Source organism: Methylobacterium nodulans ORS 2060 (genome assembly GCF_000022085.1).
Lineage (GTDB): Bacteria > Pseudomonadota > Alphaproteobacteria > Rhizobiales > Beijerinckiaceae > Methylobacterium > Methylobacterium nodulans.
Window position 1 is genome coordinate 7,419,871 of the sequence record NC_011894.1, and the last position, 19,601, is coordinate 7,439,471.

21 protein-coding genes are annotated in these 19,601 nt (G+C 65.5%); 3 read left to right on the forward strand and 18 right to left on the reverse strand.

All coding sequences use genetic code 11. The features are described from left to right. Positions 1 to 28: 28 nt before the first annotated feature. From MNOD_RS34675 to MNOD_RS34740, 11 genes are all read right to left on the reverse strand, one after another. The gene (locus MNOD_RS34675; RefSeq protein ID WP_015933628.1) at positions 29 to 742 is read right to left on the reverse strand and encodes a head maturation protease, ClpP-related; all 714 of its coding nucleotides are present in this window, start codon (positions 740 to 742) and stop codon (positions 29 to 31) included. After that, complete coding sequence (locus MNOD_RS34680; RefSeq protein WP_015933629.1) at positions 714 to 2,000, reverse strand: phage portal protein; 1,287 nt, start codon at positions 1,998 to 2,000, stop codon at positions 714 to 716. The genes MNOD_RS34675 and MNOD_RS34680 overlap by 29 nt, the downstream gene beginning before the upstream one ends. Next, on the reverse strand, positions 1,997 to 3,742 hold the full coding sequence (locus tag MNOD_RS34685) for a terminase large subunit (RefSeq protein ID WP_015933630.1): 1,746 nt from the start codon (positions 3,740 to 3,742) through the stop codon (positions 1,997 to 1,999). The genes MNOD_RS34680 and MNOD_RS34685 overlap by 4 nt, the downstream gene beginning before the upstream one ends. Before the next feature lie 4 nt (positions 3,743 to 3,746). Beyond that, positions 3,747 to 4,205, reverse strand: a complete 459-nt coding sequence (locus MNOD_RS42045) for a phage terminase small subunit P27 family (protein WP_015933631.1) — start codon at positions 4,203 to 4,205, stop codon at positions 3,747 to 3,749. Positions 4,206 to 5,534: 1,329 nt separating this feature from the next. Beyond that, the gene (locus MNOD_RS34705; RefSeq protein ID WP_015933633.1) at positions 5,535 to 5,750 is read right to left on the reverse strand and encodes a hypothetical protein; all 216 of its coding nucleotides are present in this window, start codon (positions 5,748 to 5,750) and stop codon (positions 5,535 to 5,537) included. 238 nt (positions 5,751 to 5,988) lie between these two features. Next, positions 5,989 to 6,192, reverse strand: coding sequence for a CsbD family protein (locus MNOD_RS34710; protein ID WP_015933634.1), 204 nt, complete (start codon positions 6,190 to 6,192; stop codon positions 5,989 to 5,991). A gap of 347 nt (positions 6,193 to 6,539) precedes the next feature. Then, complete coding sequence (locus tag MNOD_RS34720; RefSeq protein WP_015933636.1) at positions 6,540 to 6,767, reverse strand: hypothetical protein; 228 nt, start codon at positions 6,765 to 6,767, stop codon at positions 6,540 to 6,542. Then, entirely contained in the window at positions 6,760 to 6,930 is a 171-nt protein-coding gene (locus MNOD_RS34725) for a hypothetical protein (RefSeq protein WP_157091625.1), read from the reverse strand. Before MNOD_RS34725 ends, MNOD_RS34720 begins: the two co-directional genes overlap by 8 nt. 77 nt (positions 6,931 to 7,007) lie before the next feature. Next, positions 7,008 to 7,286, reverse strand: a complete 279-nt coding sequence (locus MNOD_RS34730; RefSeq protein WP_015933638.1) for a hypothetical protein — start codon at positions 7,284 to 7,286, stop codon at positions 7,008 to 7,010. Then, positions 7,283 to 8,170: a recombinase family protein gene (locus MNOD_RS34735; RefSeq protein WP_015933639.1), complete on the reverse strand. Its 888-nt coding sequence runs from the start codon at positions 8,168 to 8,170 to the stop codon at positions 7,283 to 7,285. The genes MNOD_RS34730 and MNOD_RS34735 overlap by 4 nt, the downstream gene beginning before the upstream one ends. Before the next feature lie 79 nt (positions 8,171 to 8,249). After that, positions 8,250 to 8,522 (reverse strand): hypothetical protein, encoded by a 273-nt coding sequence (locus MNOD_RS34740; protein ID WP_015933640.1) that lies wholly within the window; start codon positions 8,520 to 8,522, stop codon positions 8,250 to 8,252. Between the two features lie 335 nt (positions 8,523 to 8,857). On the opposite strand from MNOD_RS34740, the gene MNOD_RS49590 reads away from it, so the two are divergent. Next, positions 8,858 to 10,627: an alpha/beta hydrolase family protein gene (locus tag MNOD_RS49590; protein ID WP_244424618.1), complete on the forward strand. Its 1,770-nt coding sequence runs from the start codon at positions 8,858 to 8,860 to the stop codon at positions 10,625 to 10,627. 164 nt (positions 10,628 to 10,791) lie between these two features. Here MNOD_RS49590 and MNOD_RS34750 read toward each other — a convergent pair whose 3' ends face one another. From MNOD_RS34750 to MNOD_RS34760, 3 genes are all read right to left on the reverse strand, one after another. Next, entirely contained in the window at positions 10,792 to 11,649 is an 858-nt protein-coding gene (locus MNOD_RS34750) for an IS5-like element ISMno12 family transposase (RefSeq protein WP_015927380.1), read from the reverse strand. Positions 11,650 to 11,814: 165 nt separating this feature from the next. Continuing rightward, positions 11,815 to 12,537: a hypothetical protein gene (locus tag MNOD_RS34755; protein ID WP_043749951.1), complete on the reverse strand. Its 723-nt coding sequence runs from the start codon at positions 12,535 to 12,537 to the stop codon at positions 11,815 to 11,817. Positions 12,538 to 12,746: 209 nt separating this feature from the next. Beyond that, entirely contained in the window at positions 12,747 to 13,205 is a 459-nt protein-coding gene (locus MNOD_RS34760) for a hypothetical protein (RefSeq protein WP_015933643.1), read from the reverse strand. Between the two features lie 110 nt (positions 13,206 to 13,315). Here MNOD_RS34760 and MNOD_RS34765 point away from each other — a divergent pair, with 110 nt between their 5' ends. Together MNOD_RS34765 and MNOD_RS34770 are read left to right on the forward strand one after the other, a co-directional pair. Continuing rightward, complete coding sequence (locus MNOD_RS34765; RefSeq protein WP_015933644.1) at positions 13,316 to 13,597, forward strand: BrnT family toxin; 282 nt, start codon at positions 13,316 to 13,318, stop codon at positions 13,595 to 13,597. Then, a complete protein-coding gene (locus MNOD_RS34770; protein ID WP_015933645.1) occupies positions 13,584 to 13,946 on the forward strand; it encodes a helix-turn-helix domain-containing protein in 363 nt (120 codons plus the stop codon). Before MNOD_RS34765 ends, MNOD_RS34770 begins: the two co-directional genes overlap by 14 nt. 40 nt (positions 13,947 to 13,986) lie before the next feature. Here MNOD_RS34770 and MNOD_RS47390 read toward each other — a convergent pair whose 3' ends face one another. The 4 genes from MNOD_RS47390 to MNOD_RS34785 form a co-directional block, all read right to left on the reverse strand. Then, positions 13,987 to 14,262 (reverse strand): hypothetical protein, encoded by a 276-nt coding sequence (locus tag MNOD_RS47390; protein WP_157091626.1) that lies wholly within the window; start codon positions 14,260 to 14,262, stop codon positions 13,987 to 13,989. A 304-nt stretch (positions 14,263 to 14,566) separates the two neighbouring features. Continuing rightward, on the reverse strand, positions 14,567 to 17,533 hold the full coding sequence (locus MNOD_RS34775; protein WP_015933646.1) for a tetratricopeptide repeat protein: 2,967 nt from the start codon (positions 17,531 to 17,533) through the stop codon (positions 14,567 to 14,569). A gap of 203 nt (positions 17,534 to 17,736) precedes the next feature. After that, on the reverse strand, positions 17,737 to 18,672 hold the full coding sequence (locus tag MNOD_RS42050) for a helix-turn-helix domain-containing protein (RefSeq protein ID WP_015933647.1): 936 nt from the start codon (positions 18,670 to 18,672) through the stop codon (positions 17,737 to 17,739). A 311-nt stretch (positions 18,673 to 18,983) separates the two neighbouring features. Continuing rightward, positions 18,984 to 19,376: an MT-A70 family methyltransferase gene (locus MNOD_RS34785; RefSeq protein ID WP_015933648.1), complete on the reverse strand. Its 393-nt coding sequence runs from the start codon at positions 19,374 to 19,376 to the stop codon at positions 18,984 to 18,986. Positions 19,377 to 19,601: the final 225 nt, after the last annotated feature.

The window sequence follows — 19,601 nt, forward strand, 5'->3', positions numbered from 1 at the left end:
CCATGGTGAGATGCCCGGGGCGGGCGGGTCAGGCGGCGCGCTCGATCAGCCGCAGGCGGGCCTCGTAGCGGCCGCGATCGGCCGCCAGCGCGTCGAAGGGGGCGCGCTCCAGGAGCGCCCGGGGCGCATTGCGGAAGGCCGTGAGGTCGAAGGCGTTCGCCACCGCCGCCTTCTCGGCCTTGCGATCGGCAAAGCCGTTCTCGATCGCCTCGTCCGCGGAGAACCAGGTCTCCGCCTTCATCCAGGCGGCGACCTCCTCGGCGCTCTTGCCCGTGCGTCGCTGATAGTCCGCGGCGATCGCCTCCCCGACCTTGTCGAGCAGGTCGGCCGAGGCCCGCATCTCGTCGGCGGTGCCGAGCGCGAGGCTCCACGGCTCGTGGATCATCACGAAGGCGCCGTCGGCGATCGCGATCTCGTCGGCCGCCAGCATCAGGAAGGAGGCGGCCGAGGCCGCGACGCCGTCGATGTGCGCCACCACCTTCGCCTTGTGCTGCTCCAGGGCCGTCTTCATGGCCCGGGCCGCGAAGACATCCCCGCCCGGCGAGTTGAGGCGCAGGTGGATGGTGCCGGCCTCGATCGCGGCGAGCTCGCGCACAAAGGTCTGCGCGTCGATGCCGTAGTACGAGCCGATCGCGTCGTAGACGTAGACGGTCGCCTCGTCGGCGCCGTCCGCCGCCGTGACGATGCGGGCGCCGGCGCCGCGGCCGTGATTGCTAATCAGCAGCTGGAGGATCTTGTCCATCGTCGGCCTTGGTGGGGGTGGCGGGGCCCTGCCCGGGCCACGGGGTCAGCGTGTCGCCGTCCGAGCGAGCCGGAAGGTTCTGCTTGCGGCGCACCTCGTTGATGGTCATCCAGCCCGGGCCCGAGGAGCCGCCGAGCCCCTGCCGGTACGCCTTGAAGCGGCTCTCGATGTTGCCGCGCACCAGCACGTCGCGGTCGAACTCGGCGAGGTAGCGCGGCGGGTTCGGGCCCGGGCGGGCGGGGCGGCCGCGGCCGTAGAGCTTGTGGTTGACCTCGTCCTCGATCGCGCAGAGGTGCGGGTCGAGGGTGTAGGTGACGAAGCCGATGCCGAGCGCCTCGATGCCGGAACCCCAGCTCGTCTCGTCCATGCCGAGCAGGAAGCGCGGCACCCCGAAGATCCGGGCGATGTCCTCGATCTGGAACCGGCGCGTGTCGAGCAGCTGCGCGTCCTGGGCGGAGATCGGGATGCGGACGTATTCGCCGCCCTGATCGAGCACCGCCGGCCCGGAATGCCGGCGGCCCCGGCCGAAGGTGCGGCCCCAGAAGCCGCGCAGCTCGTCCTTATCGCCCGCATATTTGGCCGGATACTTGATGTAGCCGGAGGGCGTGGCGTCGTTCTCGAAGTACTCCTTGGCGAAGCGGTCGGCCTCGATCCCGAGCCCGACGGCGGCACCCATGGCCTGGATCGGGGTGTTGGCCTTGAGCCCATCCCATTCCGATGAGCCCGGGATATGCAGCACATCGTCCTGGTCGACGACGATGAGGCGGCCGTCGTCGAGCTGCAGACGGTAGCGTAGCCGCTCCCCGTTGAGGCTGATCGCCACCCGGTGGAACGGCACCGGCCAGAGCGCCACAGGGTCGCCCGAGCCCTTGCGCTCGATCCAGGAGACCGCGTTGCCCTCCAGCAGCATCTGGGCCAGCGTGGCGCGCAGCCACATGGTGCGGGACAGGCGCGGGTTCGGGCGGATCCGCAACAGGTCGGCGGCGGGATGCGCCGCGCTCGCCTCCCGGTCGCCGTTGTCGAGCTCCCGGTAGGTCTTCAGCGGCAGCATCGCGGCCGCGAAGGCGATGATGGAGACGCAGCGATAGACCGCCGCGTGCCGCATCGCCGTCTCGGGCGAGACGCTGCCGGGGAGGCCGCCCGGCAGGATCCGGTCCCAAGCCTCGGCATCCGACGACAGGAACGACGTCGAGGCCTCGATCGTCGGCTCCACGCGGGCCGCGTCGGCCCGGCGCGCCGAGCGGCGCCAGAACTTCACAGCTCCACGAACCCTTTCGCGATGCCGGCCTCCTCGCCGCTCATGAAGCGGGCGAGGGCCATCATGTGCGCCACGGGGCCGTCGATCTTGTTCTCGGGCCGCAGCTTGGTCGGATAGACGTTGTCCTTGCGGTCGGGCTTGGCGACCACGTTGGACAGCATCCAGGTGAAGATGGGATCGCCGTTATGGGCGATCGCCCGCGAGCGGATGAGCGCTTCCATCTGCTTCATCGGCTCGCTGAAGTTCAGCACGATCGGCCGCACCTCGACGCAGGTGACGCCGGCCTCCTGCAGGGCGGTGACCAGCATGGTGGCCTGGTGCGGATCGTAGGCGATCTCCTCGAGCTGGAAATCGCCGACGAGCCCGCCAGTGCGGACGCCGTCCTCGCCCTCGCTCCCCAGGATCGTGTCCAGGATCGCGAAGTAGTCGATCATGTCGCCGTCCGTCTGGGTGAGCCAGGACGGGTTGGCGTCGCGCCAGCCGCGATGGTGCTCGCTCTCGCCAAGCTCGATGGTCGCCTCGGGCAGCCAGTAGAAGCCGAAGCGGGCGTACTGGTAGCCGAGCGCCTGCAGCTCGTCCGCCTTCGGGCAGGAGCAGCGGGCGAGCTCGAACAGCAGCTCGCCGGCGGCGATGTCGACCTTCGACGCCAAGTCCAGGCCGAGCCGGCAGGGCTGGCCGCGGAAGTCGTCGAGGGCGAGATCCGGGACCGCGCTCTCCATCCAGCGCTGGACGTTGAAGTAGGCGTCGCGCGCCTGCACCCAGACGTTCAGGTGCTTGGTCTTGAACACCCCGGCCTTGCGGGCGTTGGCGCGCGCCGCCCGCTGCCGGGTGAGCAGGTACTCGCCCGAGACCGAGACGTCGAAATTCGGGTTGGCCTTGCGCAGGGCCAGCTCCGAGGTCCAATCATCCTCCGGGTCGACGGTGTAGATCAGGGCGAACAGCTCGGGGTCGTCGAGCGCGCCCTCCAGCACCTTCTGCGCCTCCTGCTGCAGCGCGAAGCACGGGCCCGCGAGGTTGTCGCCGGCCGTGGTGATGATGATCAGCAGGGGCTGCTCGCGCGCGCCCATGCCGGTCTCCATGGTGTCGACCTGCTCGTCCGTCGGGTGCTCGTGGTACTCGTCGTGGATCGAGGCCGAGGGCGAGGCGCCGTCGCCCGGGGTGCCGATCATCGGCTCGAAGCGCGAGCCGTTGGCGAGGATGTGCAGGTTCTTCGCCCCCACATGGATGCCGAAGGCCTGCAGTAGCGCCGGTGTTTTCTGCGCCATCAGCTTGGCGGGCCGGAACACCTCCCAGGCCTGCTTCTCCGAGGTGGCGCCCGAATAGACCTCGGACCCGTACTCGCCGTCGGCGGCGAAGAGGTAGAGCCCGACGCCGGCGGCCCAAGTGCTCTTCGCGTTCTTGCGCGGGATCAGCAGGAAGGCCTTGCGGTAGCGGCGCAGGCCGTCCGCCTTCCTGACCCAGCCGAACAGGGCCGCGGTCTTGAACAGCTGCCAGGGCTCGAGGCGCAGCCGCTCGGCCTTACGCGCCCACTTCCCCTTGGTGTGGGGCAACAGCTGGATGAACTTGCAGACCTTGGCCGCCTTCCGCTCGTCGAAGCGGTACGGGAAGTTCGCCTCCGCCTGTCGCGCCAGGTCCTCGAGGTGGCGCTGACAGGCGAGTCGGATCCAGCGGCAGGCCGGGATGCGCCCGGCTACGACGTCGCGCGCGTAGGCGTGCGCCGCCTCCACGTGCGGGTCGGCCATGCCGTCACAGATCCTTGAACGGGTTCTCCTCGGCCGGCGTGGTCGCGGACACCCGCGAGCGTGCTGCCGGCGACAGGCCGAACTCGGCCAGCAGCGACTGCGCATGGCGCATCGCCTCGTTGCGCATCCCGACCTCGGGCCGGGCCCGGTGCATGGTGGCGCCGGTGTTGCTCACCGTCTGATAGACGCGGCCGAGGTCCTCGATCACCACCGTGCAGAGCTCGATCTCCTCCAGCCGCGAGGCCAGCATCGCCAGCATGGCGATGTCGTCGGGCGAGGCGATCCGCATGCGGTCGGTGATCGCCGCGAGATCCCGGAAGATCGCCGCCGCGCGCGCGCTCAGCCAGTCCGGCGGCTCAGGCCGGCCCTCGGCGGCGACCAGCGCGTCCGGGTCCATGCGGCAGGGCTGCGCGGTGCCGGCGAGCTGCTTGATCGCGTCCGGCGTGCGCTTACGCCCGGCCATCAACCCGGCTCACAAAAACGCCTCCAAATTGCACGCGCGAAATTCTGGCTAAGACACCGGTCAAGCGGGGGGTCGGCGGGGACTTTTGATGGCCCCCGGGTCATCGCTGACGAGTGAACTTGTCCGAACGCAGCCCCATTCGCTCCTCAACCCATGCCTTGGCATCTTCGAGGGTGCCGAACAGGCGGGGAGTATCTTGCCTGATACTACAAGGGCCGAAGCCCACCTCCATGAACCATTTCTGGTGGAGCTGAGGGTCGTCGTGCGTCTCGGCCGAGAGCCAAACTAGGATGCACACAAGCCAATCGCCAACCAAAAGCAGACGGCCTTGAGTGTCGGGCGACCCAGTATCCAGCAACACGGGCATGTGAGATACGACAGCGTTCATGCCAACTCCGAGTCTCTTGTAGCTCAGAACCGAACAGGAATGCGTGCGATATTTGTGGAATTAAAAGTTATTCCGCAAAAAAATACCATCCCCTACAATGGTACAAATCAGCGCTATTCCGGCAACGGCCATGAAAGCGCTGAACGCTCCTCGCGCTGGATGTCGCGGTTGTGGCATCGCTCGCAGACGCTCTCGTGGTTCGCAGGGTCGATGAACAGCGCCCAGTCACCCCGGTGCGGCCGGCGATGGTTCACCACCGTCGCCGGCACCACCTCGCCGCGGGCCTTGTGACGTTCGCATAGCGGCTCGCGGGCGAGTTGCGCCTCTCGGGCCGAAGCCCACACGCTCAGGCCGTACCAAACTCGCCACGAGCTGTCGCGGCGCCGCTGCGCGTCATACGCCCGGTTGCGCTCCAGCCTCGCTTGAGCCGGTGGCCGCCAACCAGCGGCCCGATGCTGCGAAGGACGGCGCGCCACAGCTTGATACCTTAGTATGATCATTCACTCAGGTGAAAGAACTTCAGAGGTCTGTGAATAAGCATGAAGCATGAAGCATGAAGCATGAAGCATGAAGCATGAAGCTAAGCTGGAAGTCTGTTTTGATGCCTCCTGCCAAGACGTTGAGAATTCGCAACGTCTCGTGCTGCAATCGAGGGATCTTTTGACTAATACACTCCATTGCAGGATCCGCTCAGTGGAGGCGCTGGCGATCTCGCGCGAGTTGCTCAGCATGCCTCTTTACGATGCCTGGCATCAGCGCCTGCGTCGGTGAGGTCGGCGAACGGCGTGCCAGTCGGTAGAGTTCAGGCCGGAACATCAGCCCAGGATCGCATTGGAGCATTTTCAGCTTAATCCTGATCGCCTCTCGCACGGTGAGGCCGCGGGCGCGCCGGCAGGCTACGACGGGTGCAGCCCAGGATACGATCAAGGCTGACCCGGATTTCACTGAAAATGCTCTAGGATGCGCAGGAACTCCTCGTGCTCGGGCTTGTGTTCGCTCTGAACCAGGAAGGCGGCCAACGGCAGCTCGGTCACATGTCCACCCGAGGCGGCATTGGCCTGATGGCGAACGCGCCAGTCTGCGGTGCCCTCCTCCCGGACCAGCAGCCAGACATCACCGTTCGAGCTGGCATAGAATTCCCGCTGCTCCACGCTCATTGTCGCCTCGTGGCGGCAGAGCCCTCAGCCGGAACAGGCGTGAGGCTCCCCTACGGTCGGAGCCACTATCCGGGTGACGGCCTAAACAAGGCTACCGTTGGTCAGCCAGCGGTGGTCAAGGTGCCGTTGGAGCTTCTCTCCTGACCGGTGGTGAACTAGGAGAACCCCCGGCTAGCCACCGGGGGTGTTTTGTTGCCCAACCCGCCGCCTCGTTAGGCGGACCGAACTGGCGCGGAGATCACCACCTCTGGCGATTGTACCAGTCGTCCACCTCACTCCGGACTTGGTCCTTCTGATAGCCGTAGCGCTCCTGGATCTTCCCTTCGAGCTGGTCACGGCGGCCATTGATCGCGGTGAGGTCGTCGTCGGTGAGCTTGCCCCACTGCTCCTTCACGCTGCCCTTGATCTGTTTCCAGTTCCCTTCGACTCTGTTCCAATCCATCATCTCCTCCTGTCCCTATCGCTGCCGGCAAGGGTGCTGGCGGGAGAACTGACGGGTCTGACCCCGCGTTCCAGCTTGGCCCAGGATGAAGAGGCGACTTCCGCGTCGTGTCAGGCCAGACGGGGAGGACACGATTGAGTTTCTACGCCGGCCCTCGCTGAGCTTCTCTCCTAGGTTATAGGCCTTGGCGGCGTGTTGAGCGTGGATCTGGGTGGGGGCGCTTGGAGCGGGCGTGATGCGAGTCATGGCGGCCGGCACCTGCAACGCGGCGCGCCACCAGATCTCACTGGCGTAGGCCTGCAGCTGCAGCAGCATCACGAGGTCAGGATCGCCGTGCATCGGTCCGCTCACACGTGCCCCGAGATCGCGGCGGCCGAGCCTTGGAAAGGCTGGCGCTGCAGGATGGCCCTGGTCAGCTCGGCCCGGCGCGCCTGCAGGCTGCGCACCTCGGCGTCGATCGCGCGACTCTGCGCGCCCCAGAAGGCGAAATCGTCGACGTACTGCAGGGCCTCGCGCTGCAGGCGCAGCTCCGTCAGGCGCGCGTCGATCGCAGCAAGCTCGGCCGCCTCAGGCATTGATGCGGCTCCAGCAGCGGCCGCATCGCTCGCACGCGGCCCGTTCGTGGAGCCGGCCGCGCACGTAGCTGAAGGCGGTGGTCCGGGCGACGGCGCCGGTCCCGCGGATCGGCTTGCCCTTCGCGTCGAGTTCGTCGTGCTGGGCCGGGCAGATGCACGGCACGCGCTTGCGATCGAGGATCTCCGCCGCGACGTCACGGGCGGATCGGATGGCCCGCCTGGCCGCCGTCCGAGCCCCGCTCACAAGCGCCACGCCGTCAGGCTGGCCGTGCGGGCCTGCCGCGTGAGATCGGCGGCGATCGCCGAGGCGACCGTGCGCTCAAGTGGGCACGTGGAGGTGAGCACCACGGTCTCGAACTCGCCGGCGCGCCGGTGCAGGTCGTCGATCGTGTCGACGCCCTGGATCGCCATCCGCCCGACGGCGCTCACGAGGGCGCGGGCGGAGGGCCGCTCACCAACGGCGAATGGCGCCGGAGCGGTCACCGGACCGCCCAACGCGAAGGCTACGGCCTCGCTCATGGCTTCTTCCTGCGTCGAGACTTCTGCGGAGGATCGACGATCGCAGCGTGCAGACCATCCGTCTTGACGTAGGTCTCGCTCGATCCGTTGAAGAACAGATACTCAACAACGCCCCGATACTTGGGGTTGTTGACGATGTAGCTGACCTGCCCGGTGCGCCAGGCGCGCCCGCGCGGCGAGGAGATCCGGTCCGCGTTCAGCCCGTCAGCGATCTGCTGCAGGATCCGGCCCACCTCGCGCTCGGCGAAGATCCGCCGCACCACTGCGGCCTGCTCCGGCACGATCCGCAGGCCGCCCTCGCGGTCGACCGTGTAGCCGTAGGGCGGCCGCCCGCAGGCGATGCCGCCCCGCCCGGCTTTCATCACGCGCCCGCCCTTGGTGCGCTCGGTGATGATGTCCCGCTCGGCCTCGGCCATGGCGGCGAGCACGGCAAACATCATCCGGCCGGCGGGCGAAGCGGTATCGATCGGCTCGGTGATCGAGCGGACCGCGACGCAGTGAGTCGCGCCGAGATCGTTGGCCGTCGTCACCGCATAGGCGATGTGGCGGGCGAGCCGGTCGAACTTGTGCACCAGGAGCACGGCGACGCCGCCGGCGGCGGCGAGCTCGAGCACCTGGCGGAAGCCTTCGCGATCGGCCGGCCGGGTCGCGCCGGAGACGCCGGGGTCCGCGAGCACCGCGACCAGGTCGTAGCCCTGGCTCACCGCGAAGGCGCGGACCGAGCGCTCCTGCGCCTCGAGGCCGTAGCCGCTGGAGGCCTGCTCCTCGGTCGAGACCCGGAGGTAGCCGATCGCCTTGGTGGCGATCGCCGCCTTGGCCTCGCTGCGGTCCCGGTTCCGGGCCCGGAGACGGGCGATCCGGCGGGACCCTGAAACTCCGCTCAACCTATTGTTATTGCTGGTGTTTTTGCGTTATGGCGGCCCTGTTTCCCGTATTTTCTTGGAAATTCAGGAAAAGGCTCCATCAGCGGTCTTGCCGGGTCGGGTGCCGGGGCACGACCGGGACGATCCGGCCGTCCACCGCGACCACGCCGAACTGGATTGGTCCGCGCCGCCCGGCATCGAGGGCCGTGGCCACGGCGCCTGAGATCTTCAGCTCGCTCGCCGCCCGCTCCAGGTCGGAGACGAGCTGATCCTTGTCAGCCACGAAGGCCTCGGGGTCGCGCGTGGGGGCGAGGCGCCGGAGCCGGGACGCGAAGGTCCGCAGCTGCGTCGCCTGGACGAGCGGGTCGATCACGTCCGGATCCTTCAGGGAGTTGAAACGCAATGCGCCCGCGGATGGCTGGCCGCGGGCGCATGTCGTCGAACATGACGATCCGTGCCGATTGACTGCGGCAGTGTCAAGCACCTGGTGCACCGAGCGCGCATAAACCTCATGAGAGGCATGGTGCACCCTGTGGCTTCATCTCGGATGCCACCACGCGGCTTCATATACCAGTAAGGGTATAGGAGTGGCGATAACACTACCGGTTGCATCGCCGCCCGGATAGCCGTATGCTTGATCATCATTGGCCGGCATCGTGCACCGGCAACTCTATCGAGCACCTCTGTCGGATGCATGGGAGGCCTCACGTGGCAGACCCGACCCCGAGTCAGTATTTCGATGTCGCGAAGTGGACCTACACGCAAGGTCAACCTTATCCTAGTGAGCTAACTCCATTTTACTTAAGGAACGGACAATTTGACATCCTAGATAACAGTACCGGTCTTTACGGAGCTGCGTTCAAATCACAAGGCACAGATCCATACATAATCGTCGGTTTTGAAGGAACAAACCTGGGTCATTTCTCTGATCAGCCAGAGTTTGTGACAAGCCAGATTGCTGCTGATTTCGATATTTACGAAGGACGCATTCCGCCGGCATTTACAGAAGCACTGAACTTTGCGAGAGCTGTAATTGCGGAGGCGTCAAATCAGGGCATTGCGACGGACAGAATTTTTCTTTCGGGTCACTCGCTTGGGGCTGCTGAGGCCGAATACGTGGCGGCACAGCTCGGCCTCAGCGGAACGACTTATGGTGCTCCAGGTATTATATCCAGCGCAGTACCTGATCCAGGCGGCAGCTTGTTGACGAATAATGCCGAGTATGGTGACCCGGTCGCAAATTACAGCTTCACACCTTTGCCTTATGAGAGCTTCTTTCTACAAAGCGATCAGATCCAACGGTATGGCTCTGCGCAATTCATTGGTCCAGCAGATGATCCGACGGCAGGACGCGCAATTCTGATCGGAGCGGGTCTGGCTTTCGCACCAGGAATGAGCGCTGAGGCGAAAGCTGCAGGGCTGGTCGCGCTGGCAGGGGCTGCAGCCGAATTTCACCTTCTGGACCGATATCAAACAGATCTGGGAATTACTTCAAGCATTCCGACGCCAGAATGGATGCAAACACTTACTGCGGGGGACATCATAAGCGTCTATGCAGATGCAGTTGAGGACCCGAGCGTCACAGCCCTCCTCGGCAGCGACGCTCTCGCGAACAATCTTCCGCAATTCGGCAGCTCTGATCATGAGGTTATGACCGGCACGTCGGAAACCGACGAGATGCACGGCGGCCTCGGAAATGATCTCATTCATGGGTTTGACAATAATGATTCACTCTACGGGGACAGTGGCAACGATACGGTCTTTGGCGATGCGGGCAACGACCTATTGATTGGAGGAGGCGGCAACGACGAGCTGCGCGGGTTCCTAGGTAACGATACTCTATTTGGGGAGTACGGCAACGACTCCCTTTTTGGAGAGCAAGACAACGATCTTATTGACGGCGGGCGCGGTGATGATTTTGCCTCCGGCGGCTCCGGGAATGATGAGGTGCGCGGGGCGGCAGGTAACGATCACCTGTTTGGCGATGAAGGCGATGATCGGGTCGACGGCGGCGAGGGCGACGATCAAGTTCGGGGCTGGTTCGGCAATGACACGCTCTTTGGAAGCGAGGGGAACGATCAAGTATTTGGCGAAGAGGATGATGACTTCCTCGGTGCAGGAAGCGGCAATGACTATCTCAGCGGAGGTCTCGGCACCGACTCGCTTTACGGGGAGGACGGCAACGACCTGCTGTTCGGCAATGCCGGCAACGACGAGCTCGTGGGCGGCGCCGGCTCCGACACCTTCGGGTTCGGCCGCGGCGACGGCCAGGATCTCATCCGCGACTTCGTGACGGGCGGGCCTGAGCGGGACGTGATCGCCTTCAACGGCGGCGTCTTCACGTCCTTCGCCGCCGTCCAGGCGGCGAGCCAGCAGGTCGGGGCAGATGTGGTCATCACCTACGGCGCGGGCGACACGATCCGGCTACAGAACGTCCAGGCCTCGAGCCTGACGGCGGCCAACTTCACCTTCAGCTGAGACGGAAGACAGACAATAACTACTGATTCGGCGTCCGTCCTGCCGTGAGCCGCCGAAACTGCGAAACCTGGTGCGGGCATTCTGGGGGCGGAGAGCGGAACGGCCCCCGTCGGCCCCTCATGAGGCACTTATCGGTTGGGCTCTTAGAGTCCGTTGGGAAAGGGTCATTTCATAGTGATTGACGCGAGAAGCCGAGTTATAGAGGCGAAAAGCATAGCCGCCGCCGAGATGTGAAGCAGCGTATCGTAATCCAGCTTGAGACGGCGCGACACCGTGAGAGCGCCGATGCTTTGCTCAATCCGCCATCGTTTCGGCAGAAGCACAAAGCCCTTCCCAAATTGCGGCCGTACGACCACTTCCACGACACGGCTCGTGCCAGCCTGAACCGCCTCAATGAAACGGGCCTTGTACCCACCGTCCACCACGATTGTCTTGATCCAGGGACAGAGACGAACCAAGCGCTTGACGAGCGGGATCCCGCCCTCTTGATCCTGAACGTTGGCCGGAGTGATCATCACCGCAAGCAGGCGTCCGTCGCTGTCGACCGCCAGATGCCGCTTGCGCCCCAGCACTTGTTTCGCCGCATCGTACCCGCGCTCGCCTTGCGGGGCGTCACACTTCACCGCCTGGGCATCCACAATCGCCAGCGTTGGACTGGCTTCTTTCCCGGACTTCTCACGATCCCTCATCACGAGATGATGGTTGATCCGGTCCATGTGGCCGCCATCGGTGAGCAACCGCCAGTAATCGTAGCAGAGACTGGCGGGCGGCAGATCCTTTGGCATGGCATCCCAGGGAATGCCGTACCGCTGCACGTAGCGGATGCCGTTCATGATGTCCCGAATAGGATAGGTCCGGGGCCGCCCGATCCCCTCCGCGACAGGAAGCAGTGGCTCCAGGGTGAGCCACTCGTCGTTCGTCATATCACTCGGGTATCTCTGGCTGCGACGATCATAGCGCGGCCGATTTGCAGCGGTCCAGACCAAGGAGGGGCCATTCATCCATTCGAGACGAGCAGACATGCTCTATCATCCCGCATTTTCTCTTGGCCACCCTTTCCCAACGGACTCTTAGATCTTTGGTACGGGCCGGGCGCTTGCAGAGCGACCCGACCCGTCCTGCCACCAGAGATGCGACTCAACCGATGGTGCCGTGAAGATGGCACAACGTGCGCGGGCCGCGAAATCCTACCGACGCCGCTTCGGCGCCGGCCGCCGCGCCAGCTCGCCGTGGGCCTGTTGCTCCATGCGCCGCCGCTTCCACACCGGGCGGAACCGCCGCGACCCGTCGTGATCATCCGAGACGCGGAACGCGCCCGTCTTCGTCGTCGCACGCCCTTCGGCATCGAAGTACTCGCCCGGCTGCGCCGGTGCCGCCGGCGTCCCGCGGATCTGGCCTTCGTCGGGCCCGTGGAAGGTCTGCTCCGCCAGCCAGTCCTCGGCGATCGCCTCGAGGAGATCGCGGAAGCGCTCCGCCACGAAGGCCACCGCCTGTCGGCTGTCGCCCCGGCCGAGCCCGCGGGAGATCTCCGCGAACTCGCGCCCGTGCGCCAGGACTTGGTGGAGGAACCGCGCCCCGTAGCTGCCGACGGCCTGCTCAAGCCGCTCGATCAGCATCTCGACGAACCGCCCGTCGTCGATCGAGAGCGCGATCGTCAGCTCATGCGCCACCGTCTGGTCGACGCGATCACGCCCCTCCGGCGAACTGCCGCCCCGCGGCCCGGCCCGCCGCTCGAACGCCTCCTGCAGCACGCGGCCGACGAGGTAGGCCGGCTCCGAGATCCGGCCGTGCGCGAACTCGCGCTCCAAGAGGTCGGTGTTGCGATTGATCGTGACCTGGATCCGCTCCGGCTCTGCGAACGGGTCGCGATCCGGGTTCGGCCACGGATCGACGACTGAGCCAACAGCCATGCGGACATTTTCGGAGGCCGCGGGCAAATCGCGCTGACCCGGCACCACCGCCGGGCCTCGGTCATACCGTGAGCGAGACTGAAAAAGCGGTGTGCGAAGAGCCTGACGATACCGATGTGCAGCAGTCATCGGCTGCGATCCCCCGCGCTGGCTGGTTGTTCTACTTACGCAAGGCGAGGTCGGGCCTGATCAACGCCACGGGCAAGCAGCTACGGTGTCGCAGGGCGAGACAGCGGCTCTACCCGATCGCCGGAGCCGATCGCGCCCCCCTCGCGCGCGGCCGCCTCGAAGTTCAACATGGCAGCGATAGTCTCGAGAGCCTGGGCGACTTTGCGGCTGCCGGTCCGCTGGCTCCAGCGTTCACGCTCTCGGCACAGGCGCGCGAACGATTCACCGTGTGCCTCGCACCAGATCCAGGCCTTGAGGTACTGCCGCGTATCGTAATCCTTGATGAAGCGGTCCGGCCAGGTCCACACCTTGTGGGTGCCGGGCATGGTGCTGCGCCACTTGATGGCGTTGGCCGCGCCACGCTCTGCGCAGATCAGCCAGGCCTTGACCTCTTCGACGGTGCAGGGTGGCCGGGCCGGCGGATCGGCGCGGGCGAGGCCTGCGCTGTCCTCGGTAGGGTTACCCTGAGCGTCGGCGCCGGGGAGATCGTCGAAGTGCATGGGGTCAGGTTCACGCAGCACCTGAAGACATGCCCGGAAACGACAGGAAACGCACCTCGGCCGAAGCTGCCTGCCTTGACGAAACTACGCTAACAGCGTAGTTTTGAGCCATGGACACACCGGTCGACTTCGAGTGGGATGGGGGCAAGGCGGCGGCGAACCTCGCGAAGCACAACGTGTCCTTCCCCTTCGCGGCCGCAGTGTTCCTCGACCCCGAGCGGGTCGAGTTCGACGCCTCGCATGACGGCGATGGCGAGGAGCGCCGTAAGGCCGTCGGCCAGATCGGGCCGCGCTTGTTCACGGTGGTCTTCACGCTGCGCGGCGACCGGGTGCGCCTCATCTCCGCCCGCCGCAGCAACCGATCCGAGGAGCGCCGCTATGGCACCTGCTAAGTTCCGCCTCGATCCCGCCGCCCCGCCCCGCCTCACCCCCGAGGAAGAAGCACGGCTCGATGCGATGACGGATGCGGCGATCACGGCCGCCGCCGAGGCGGATCCGGACAATCCGCCTCTCACCGACGAGGAGATCGAGCGGGGCCTGTTCGCCCGGGACGTCCGCCGCACCCGAAAGAGCCTCTCCCTGACGCAGGAGGGTTTCGCGGCGGCCCTCGGCATCCCGCTCGGCACCCTGCGGAACTGGGAGCAGGGTCGGGTGCGGCCCGATCCGGCCCTGCGCGCCCTCATCCGGCTGGTGAAGGACGATCCGGAACGGGCCGTCCGTGTGCTCGCCGTCGCGTCTTGACCCAACGGGATGAGCGGTTGGTGCGCCCGGATCGTGGCGGTCAGCACGACAGTCCTCCTCCTCCCGCAGCCGTCGCCGCTGACACGGAAGGCGGCAAGGCGCTGGGCATGTACCAACCCAGTCCGTGCCGGCCGCAATCGGTCCAACGCGGCCGGTGGCCGAACCGCGCGTAGTAGCGCTCCCATGCGGCTGCCCCGGGCGAGTCGGCCGCCACGAACACGCTGCCGCCGATCGGACACTCGCCTCGCGCCACAATCGGCGCCGCCGCGACCGCGCTGCGCTCGGCCAAGATCAGCCATTCCTTGACCTCGTCCACCGTGCGGGGGCACCGCGCCAATGCTCCCACCGTCACGCCGCCGAGGGGTGGCCCGCTCGGTTCAGCGGCGCACGCAGGACCGGAATTTGTTCATCGAAGCTCATCAGCGCCCTGTATCGCGTCGCCTCGATCAATGCCGAAACAATGCCCCAACTGCACGTGTCTCATGCTGAGAAGAGGATCTCACAGCGCCCTGAGCATGCGATGCGCGCTGCCGTAGACGCCACAATGGAGCCCGGCACGGCGCCTCACTCGACCCTCAGGCGCCTGGCGGTGGTCGGACAGAGACCCGTCGTCGCCCCTGTCAGCGCACATTAAAGAAGTAATCGTCTCCTCCGAGGGCGCCATAAACGAAGGGCTCCTGCTTGCGACCTGTGCCCGCCAGCACATCATCATGCACCAGCCCGAACATCTTGCGAATTTCGATGCCAGGTTTTGCAATGTTCTTGATCAGCGCTGCCGCGAAAGGACTATTGACCTGACCATCCTGCCCATCCAGCGCAACCTGGCCGTGCTTGGCTGCGAATGCCACCAACGTGCCGCTTGACTCCGGCTCGACCTTCGCCAGGCCTCGTCCCACCGAACGCGCGGCGATCGTACGCGTCATCTGCTGCAGGAATGGATTATCGCGACAGGCATCCAAGATGACGAGGCGCAGCTTGCGCGCACCCTCAATGCTGCCCAGGACTTGATCGAGCGGTATTGCCTCGAACTGTACGGCCCGGTCCGTCTTCAGTCGGGCATCGACGGGCACGAGATAGTTGACGCCGCCGACCTCGATGCCGTGCCCCGCGTAGTAGACGACGGCCCAGTCGGCTTTGTCCGCTTCCGCCGAGAAGCTGTTCAGAGCTCGCCGCAGATCATCGTAGCGAAGATCGTTCTTGAGCTGAACAGTCTTGAAGCCGGCTTCACGCAAGGAGCGGGCGATTGCGTTGGCGTCCCGAGCCGGGTTGTCGAGCGGCGCGACAGCGGCATACGCACTGTTGCCGATCACGAGCGCGACCCTGGTCTCAGATAGCGGTGTGACAGCCGACACAGCAGGCGTGTGTACGACCGGCGGGGTCTGGACGGCCGCGACCACCGCGGCGGCTGCAGGCCGGCTGGCCAGAGCCGCTTGTGCCTCACCGCGCACCTTGAGGAAGGTTGCGTCTGCCTCAAGCTCAGGCTTCAGCCGCACAGCCTCAGCGAGATCCGCCAGAGCCCGGTCCGACTCGCCCCGGGCCTGGAACGTCACCCCGCGTTCCTGGTAGGCGTCCGCGTACTTGGGATTGAGGCGCACGGCTTCATTCAGGTCCGCAAGCGCGCGGTCGAGATCGCCCTTGTGCCGGAAGGCCATCCCGCGATGGTAATGCGGGTTGGTGAACCCGGGCTTGAGCCGGAGGGCTTGGTCGAGGTCTGCGATCGCCCGGTCGTACTCACCCTTCTTGTTGAGGGCCGCTCCACGATTGTTGAAGGCCGCTGCGGACTTGGGATCGAGCCGCAGGGCCTCTTCGTAGTCCGCGATCGCCCGGTCGTGCTCGCCCTTGCGGTAGAAAGCTAGCCCTCGGCCATTGTAGGCGATCACGTATTTGGGATTGTGTTGCAGGGCTTGATCGTAGTCCGCGATCGCCCGGTCGTACTCGCCCTTGCTCTGGAAGGTATCTCCGCGATTGGCGTAGGCGATTGCATACTTGGGATCGAGCCGCAGGGTCTGATCGTAGTCCAGGATCGCCCGATTGTACTCGCCTTTATTCTGGAAGACTAGCCCACGATTGTTGTACGCGAATATGTATTTAGGATCGAGCCGCAAAGCTTGATCGTAGTCTGCAATTGCCCGATCATGCTCACCTTTGATCCGGAAGACATCCCCGCGATTGGTGTAGACGACTGCTTGCTTAGGATCGAGCTGCAAAGATTGATCGTAGTCCGCTAACGCCCGGTCGTACTCACCTTTGCGATAAAAGGCCAGCCCGCGATTGTTGTGGACGGCTGCGTATTTGGGATCGAGCTGCAAGGCTTGATCGTAATTTGCTATTGCCCGGTCGTATTCACCTTTGCTTCGGAAGACATCCCCGCGATTTCTGTAGATGACTGCATCCTTAGGATCGATGAGCAAAGCCTGGTCGAAGTCTGCAATCGCCAGATTGTACTCATTTTTGCTCTGGAAGACTAGCCCACGATTGTTGTAGGCCAATTTGTTCTTGGGATCGAGCCGCAAGGCCTCGTCGTAGTCCGCGATCGCCCGGTCGTAGTCACCCTTGCTCCGAAAAAAATCCCCGCGATTTCTGTAGGCGGCTACGGATTTGGGATCGAGCCGCAGGGCCTGATCGTAGTCGGCGAGTGCCCGGTCGTAGTCACGCTTGCTCTGGAAGGCGAACGCGCGAGCAGTGTAGGCGAACGTGTACTTTGGATCGAGCAGCAGGGCTTGATCGTAATCTGCGATTGCCCGGTCGTACTCACCTTTGCTCCGGAAGGCATCTCCGCGATTTCTGTAGGCGAATGTGTACTTTGGATCGAGCCGCAGGGCCTGATCGAAGTCGGCGATCGCCCGGTCGTGCTCACCCTTGCTCTGAAAGGTTAGCCCGCGATTGTTGTAGGCGAATTTGTACTTGGAATCGAGCCGCAGGGCCTGATCGAAGTCGGCGATCGCCCGGTCGTACTCACGCTTGCTCTGAAAGGCTAGACCACGATTGTTGTAGGCGACGACGTACTTTGGATCGAGCCGTAGAGCCTGATCGAAGTCCGCAATTGCCCGGTCGTATTCTCCCTTGCTTTGAAATACTAGACCACGATTGTTGTAGGCGAATATGTACTTTGGATTAAACCGCAAAGCTTGACTGTAGTCTGCGATTGCCCGGTCGTGCTCACCTTTGCTTCGGAAGACATCCCCGCGATTTCTGTAGGCGATCGCGTACTTGGGATTGAGCTGCAGGGCCTGATCGTAGTCGGCGATCGCCCGGTCGTACTCACCCTTGCTCTGGTAGGCGAACCCGCGATTGTTGTAGGCGATTACGTTCTTGGGATTGAGCCGCAGGACTTGATCATAGTCGGCGATCGCCCGATCATACTCTCCCTTGCTCTGGTAGGCGAACCCGCGGTTGCTGTAGGCGGTTACGTACTTGGGATTGAGCCGCAAGGCCTGATCGTAGTCGGCGATCGCCCGGTCGTACTCTCCCTTGCTCTGGAATTTATAGCCGCGAGTGCTGAAACCAGCCGCATCTAATGCATGAGCGGCCGAAGCCGCTTGGCCAAGGAGCCCCAAGGCAAGCATCAATACATGTGCCTTGCGCATGGCTTCACCCTGCAGCTACAGCACCAGTCGCAAACTCGCGCCGTATGCAACTTTATCAGCATACAGGCCGAAGGGGACGTGCCGCAAACTTGGAATGGTCTGTAGAACGGGCCGCAGCGGCCTAGCTTCATGCTTTGCTCGCTTCGGCATGAGTTCTGGCTCGGCGACCGTGGCGCCAGTGCCGGCCCACCGGTCGCCCCTCGTCACGACATCCTTCCCGCAGCCGGCGCACGTGGCGGCTGGGTGCTCGGGAACCACCAGCCCTCGCACCGCGCGATATCGCTGCGCACCGGCTGCGGCATCACCCGGCCCAGAGTGCAGTAGTGCTGCCGCCACGCCTCCCAGCTCGCGCTCTCGGCCGCTACGAAAACCCGCTCGGGCCGGGGCTCGGCCGGCGCCGCGGCCGCAGGCGCGTGGTTCCGGAAGAGCCCGTTGCGGAGCCAATTCTGCAGGTGCTTCGGCTTGGTGGTCGGGTTGCGCCCGCAATGCGCCGCGTAGGCGCCGGCCGCGGCGATCGCCTGCAGCTGCTCCGCTGCGCTCAGGGCCGCAAACAGCGTGCGGGCCGCCTGCAGGTTGGCCCAGGCTCGGCCTGATTCAGGATAGGCCGTCAGCAGTCGCTCGAATCGCTGCGCCACCGTGCCGTCGGGCGCTGGGTCCGGTGGCCGGGGCTGCGGCGGTGCCGCAGCCCCTTCCCTTTCCCCCTGCCTCGCCTCGCGTGCCTGCCCCCCGGCCACGGGGGGTTGGGGGGCCTCCCTTCTGACGGATTCTCTGACGGATTCCTTTAGAGGGGTGACAGCAGTGTCACCCCTCACGGCCTCGGCCGGGCCCGAACCGCCGGTCTTGTCACCCCTCGCCGCCGCGAGGTGCGGCAGGTGCATGCGGTAGCGGTTCGCCCGCTGCCGCCCGGTCTTCGGACACGCGCCCTTGAGGATGGTGATGAGCCCGAGCTGCTCCAGCTCCCGCAGCTTGCGCTGGACGGTCCGCACCGATTGCGAGGTGTCGGCGGCCAGCGCCTCGACCGTCGGCCAGGCCAGCCCGGTGCGGTGGTCCACGTAGTTGGCGAGCACCATGGCGAGCAGCTTGGCGCCGGCGTCGGGGATGTGCTGGGCGATGACGAAGGTGATGGCCTGGACGCTCATGGTCGGGCTCGGGGCGCAAAAGGTCATCGTTGCGCCGCGAGGCCGGCTCAGGCCCCGGGCGCGCAAATGCCCGACGTCGCACACGCCTGAGCGCGCGACGGTCGGGCGAGGCTGTGAGGGGGGCGATCCCGGGCAAAGCTCCGCCTTGCGCCGAATCGGCCTGGGCCGCGGCGAGGCTGATGCTCTGGGCGACGTGCGATGCTGCGGATCCCGTGCAGGGCGGCAGGCGCAAGCGATCACTCACGTCGATGGGATCGGCATTCTGGTCCGGCGAGGAGGGCCGCGGATGGGCGGCCACGAGCGGGAGGCTGTCATTCCGCCGCCTCCCGGCTCACATCGCGGAACAGGTTCACGAAATCCGGTCGCGCTTGGCGCTGGAACGCCTCGCCGAAGGGCGGGTAGGAGCAGCGCCGCACCAGGTCGTAGAAGCCTTCCGGCTTCTCGCTGTGCTCACCCACCGGCCAGGCATGGTGCGTGGGCGTCGCCATGCCGGCGGACCGCGTCCCGACCGTGCCCCGAACCCCGAACAGCACGTGCTCGGTCGTGTTGCGGAAGTACTTGCCGCGCCCAAGCTCGGGCTTGGTCCAGGTGTGGACGGCCTTGTAGGCGAAGCCCCACTGCGCCAGCAGCGGCAGCGCCACCGCGAGCGCGTTGTTGGTCACCCACAGATAGAGATGGCAGCGCTCGTCGGCCCACTCCGCCACCGGGCAGCGCGGCGATCGCCGCGAGCGACATGCGGGCGTAGGTCGGCCCGCAGGATTCGGACAGGCCGTCGACGTCCCAGGGCGGGTCGAGGACGAAGGTGCGGAAGCGCCCCGGCACCGGCGCAAGCCGCAGCACCCGCGCCTCATCGCGCAACCGCTGCACTTTGAGCCAGGCGCCGTCGACCCGGCCGGTGCGCTCCATCTCGGCCGCGATCGCGCCGTAGC

What these genes read in the sequence shown, in the direction of transcription:
- MNOD_RS34755 (WP_043749951.1), bottom strand. Translation starts at nt 12,537, where the DNA reads ATGGCTGTTGGCTCAGTCGTCGATCCGTGGCCGAACCCGGATCGCGAC.
- MNOD_RS34775 (WP_015933646.1), bottom strand. Translation starts at nt 17,533, where the DNA reads ATGCGCAAGGCACATGTATTGATGCTTGCCTTGGGGCTCCTTGGCCAA.
- MNOD_RS34730 (WP_015933638.1), bottom strand. Translation starts at nt 7,286, where the DNA reads ATGAGCGAGGCCGTAGCCTTCGCGTTGGGCGGTCCGGTGACCGCTCCG.
- MNOD_RS34760 (WP_015933643.1), bottom strand. Translation starts at nt 13,205, where the DNA reads ATGCACTTCGACGATCTCCCCGGCGCCGACGCTCAGGGTAACCCTACC.
- MNOD_RS34770 (WP_015933645.1), top strand. Translation starts at nt 13,584, where the DNA reads ATGGCACCTGCTAAGTTCCGCCTCGATCCCGCCGCCCCGCCCCGCCTC.
- MNOD_RS34685 (WP_015933630.1), bottom strand. Translation starts at nt 3,742, where the DNA reads ATGGCCGACCCGCACGTGGAGGCGGCGCACGCCTACGCGCGCGACGTC.
- MNOD_RS42050 (WP_015933647.1), bottom strand. Translation starts at nt 18,672, where the DNA reads ATGAGCGTCCAGGCCATCACCTTCGTCATCGCCCAGCACATCCCCGAC.
- MNOD_RS34750 (WP_015927380.1), bottom strand. Translation starts at nt 11,649, where the DNA reads ATGTCTGCTCGTCTCGAATGGATGAATGGCCCCTCCTTGGTCTGGACC.
- MNOD_RS34705 (WP_015933633.1), bottom strand. Translation starts at nt 5,750, where the DNA reads ATGAGCGTGGAGCAGCGGGAATTCTATGCCAGCTCGAACGGTGATGTC.
- MNOD_RS34765 (WP_015933644.1), top strand. Translation starts at nt 13,316, where the DNA reads ATGGACACACCGGTCGACTTCGAGTGGGATGGGGGCAAGGCGGCGGCG.
- MNOD_RS34675 (WP_015933628.1), bottom strand. Translation starts at nt 742, where the DNA reads ATGGACAAGATCCTCCAGCTGCTGATTAGCAATCACGGCCGCGGCGCC.
- MNOD_RS34710 (WP_015933634.1), bottom strand. Translation starts at nt 6,192, where the DNA reads ATGGATTGGAACAGAGTCGAAGGGAACTGGAAACAGATCAAGGGCAGC.
- MNOD_RS34720 (WP_015933636.1), bottom strand. Translation starts at nt 6,767, where the DNA reads ATGCCTGAGGCGGCCGAGCTTGCTGCGATCGACGCGCGCCTGACGGAG.
- MNOD_RS42045 (WP_015933631.1), bottom strand. Translation starts at nt 4,205, where the DNA reads ATGGCCGGGCGTAAGCGCACGCCGGACGCGATCAAGCAGCTCGCCGGC.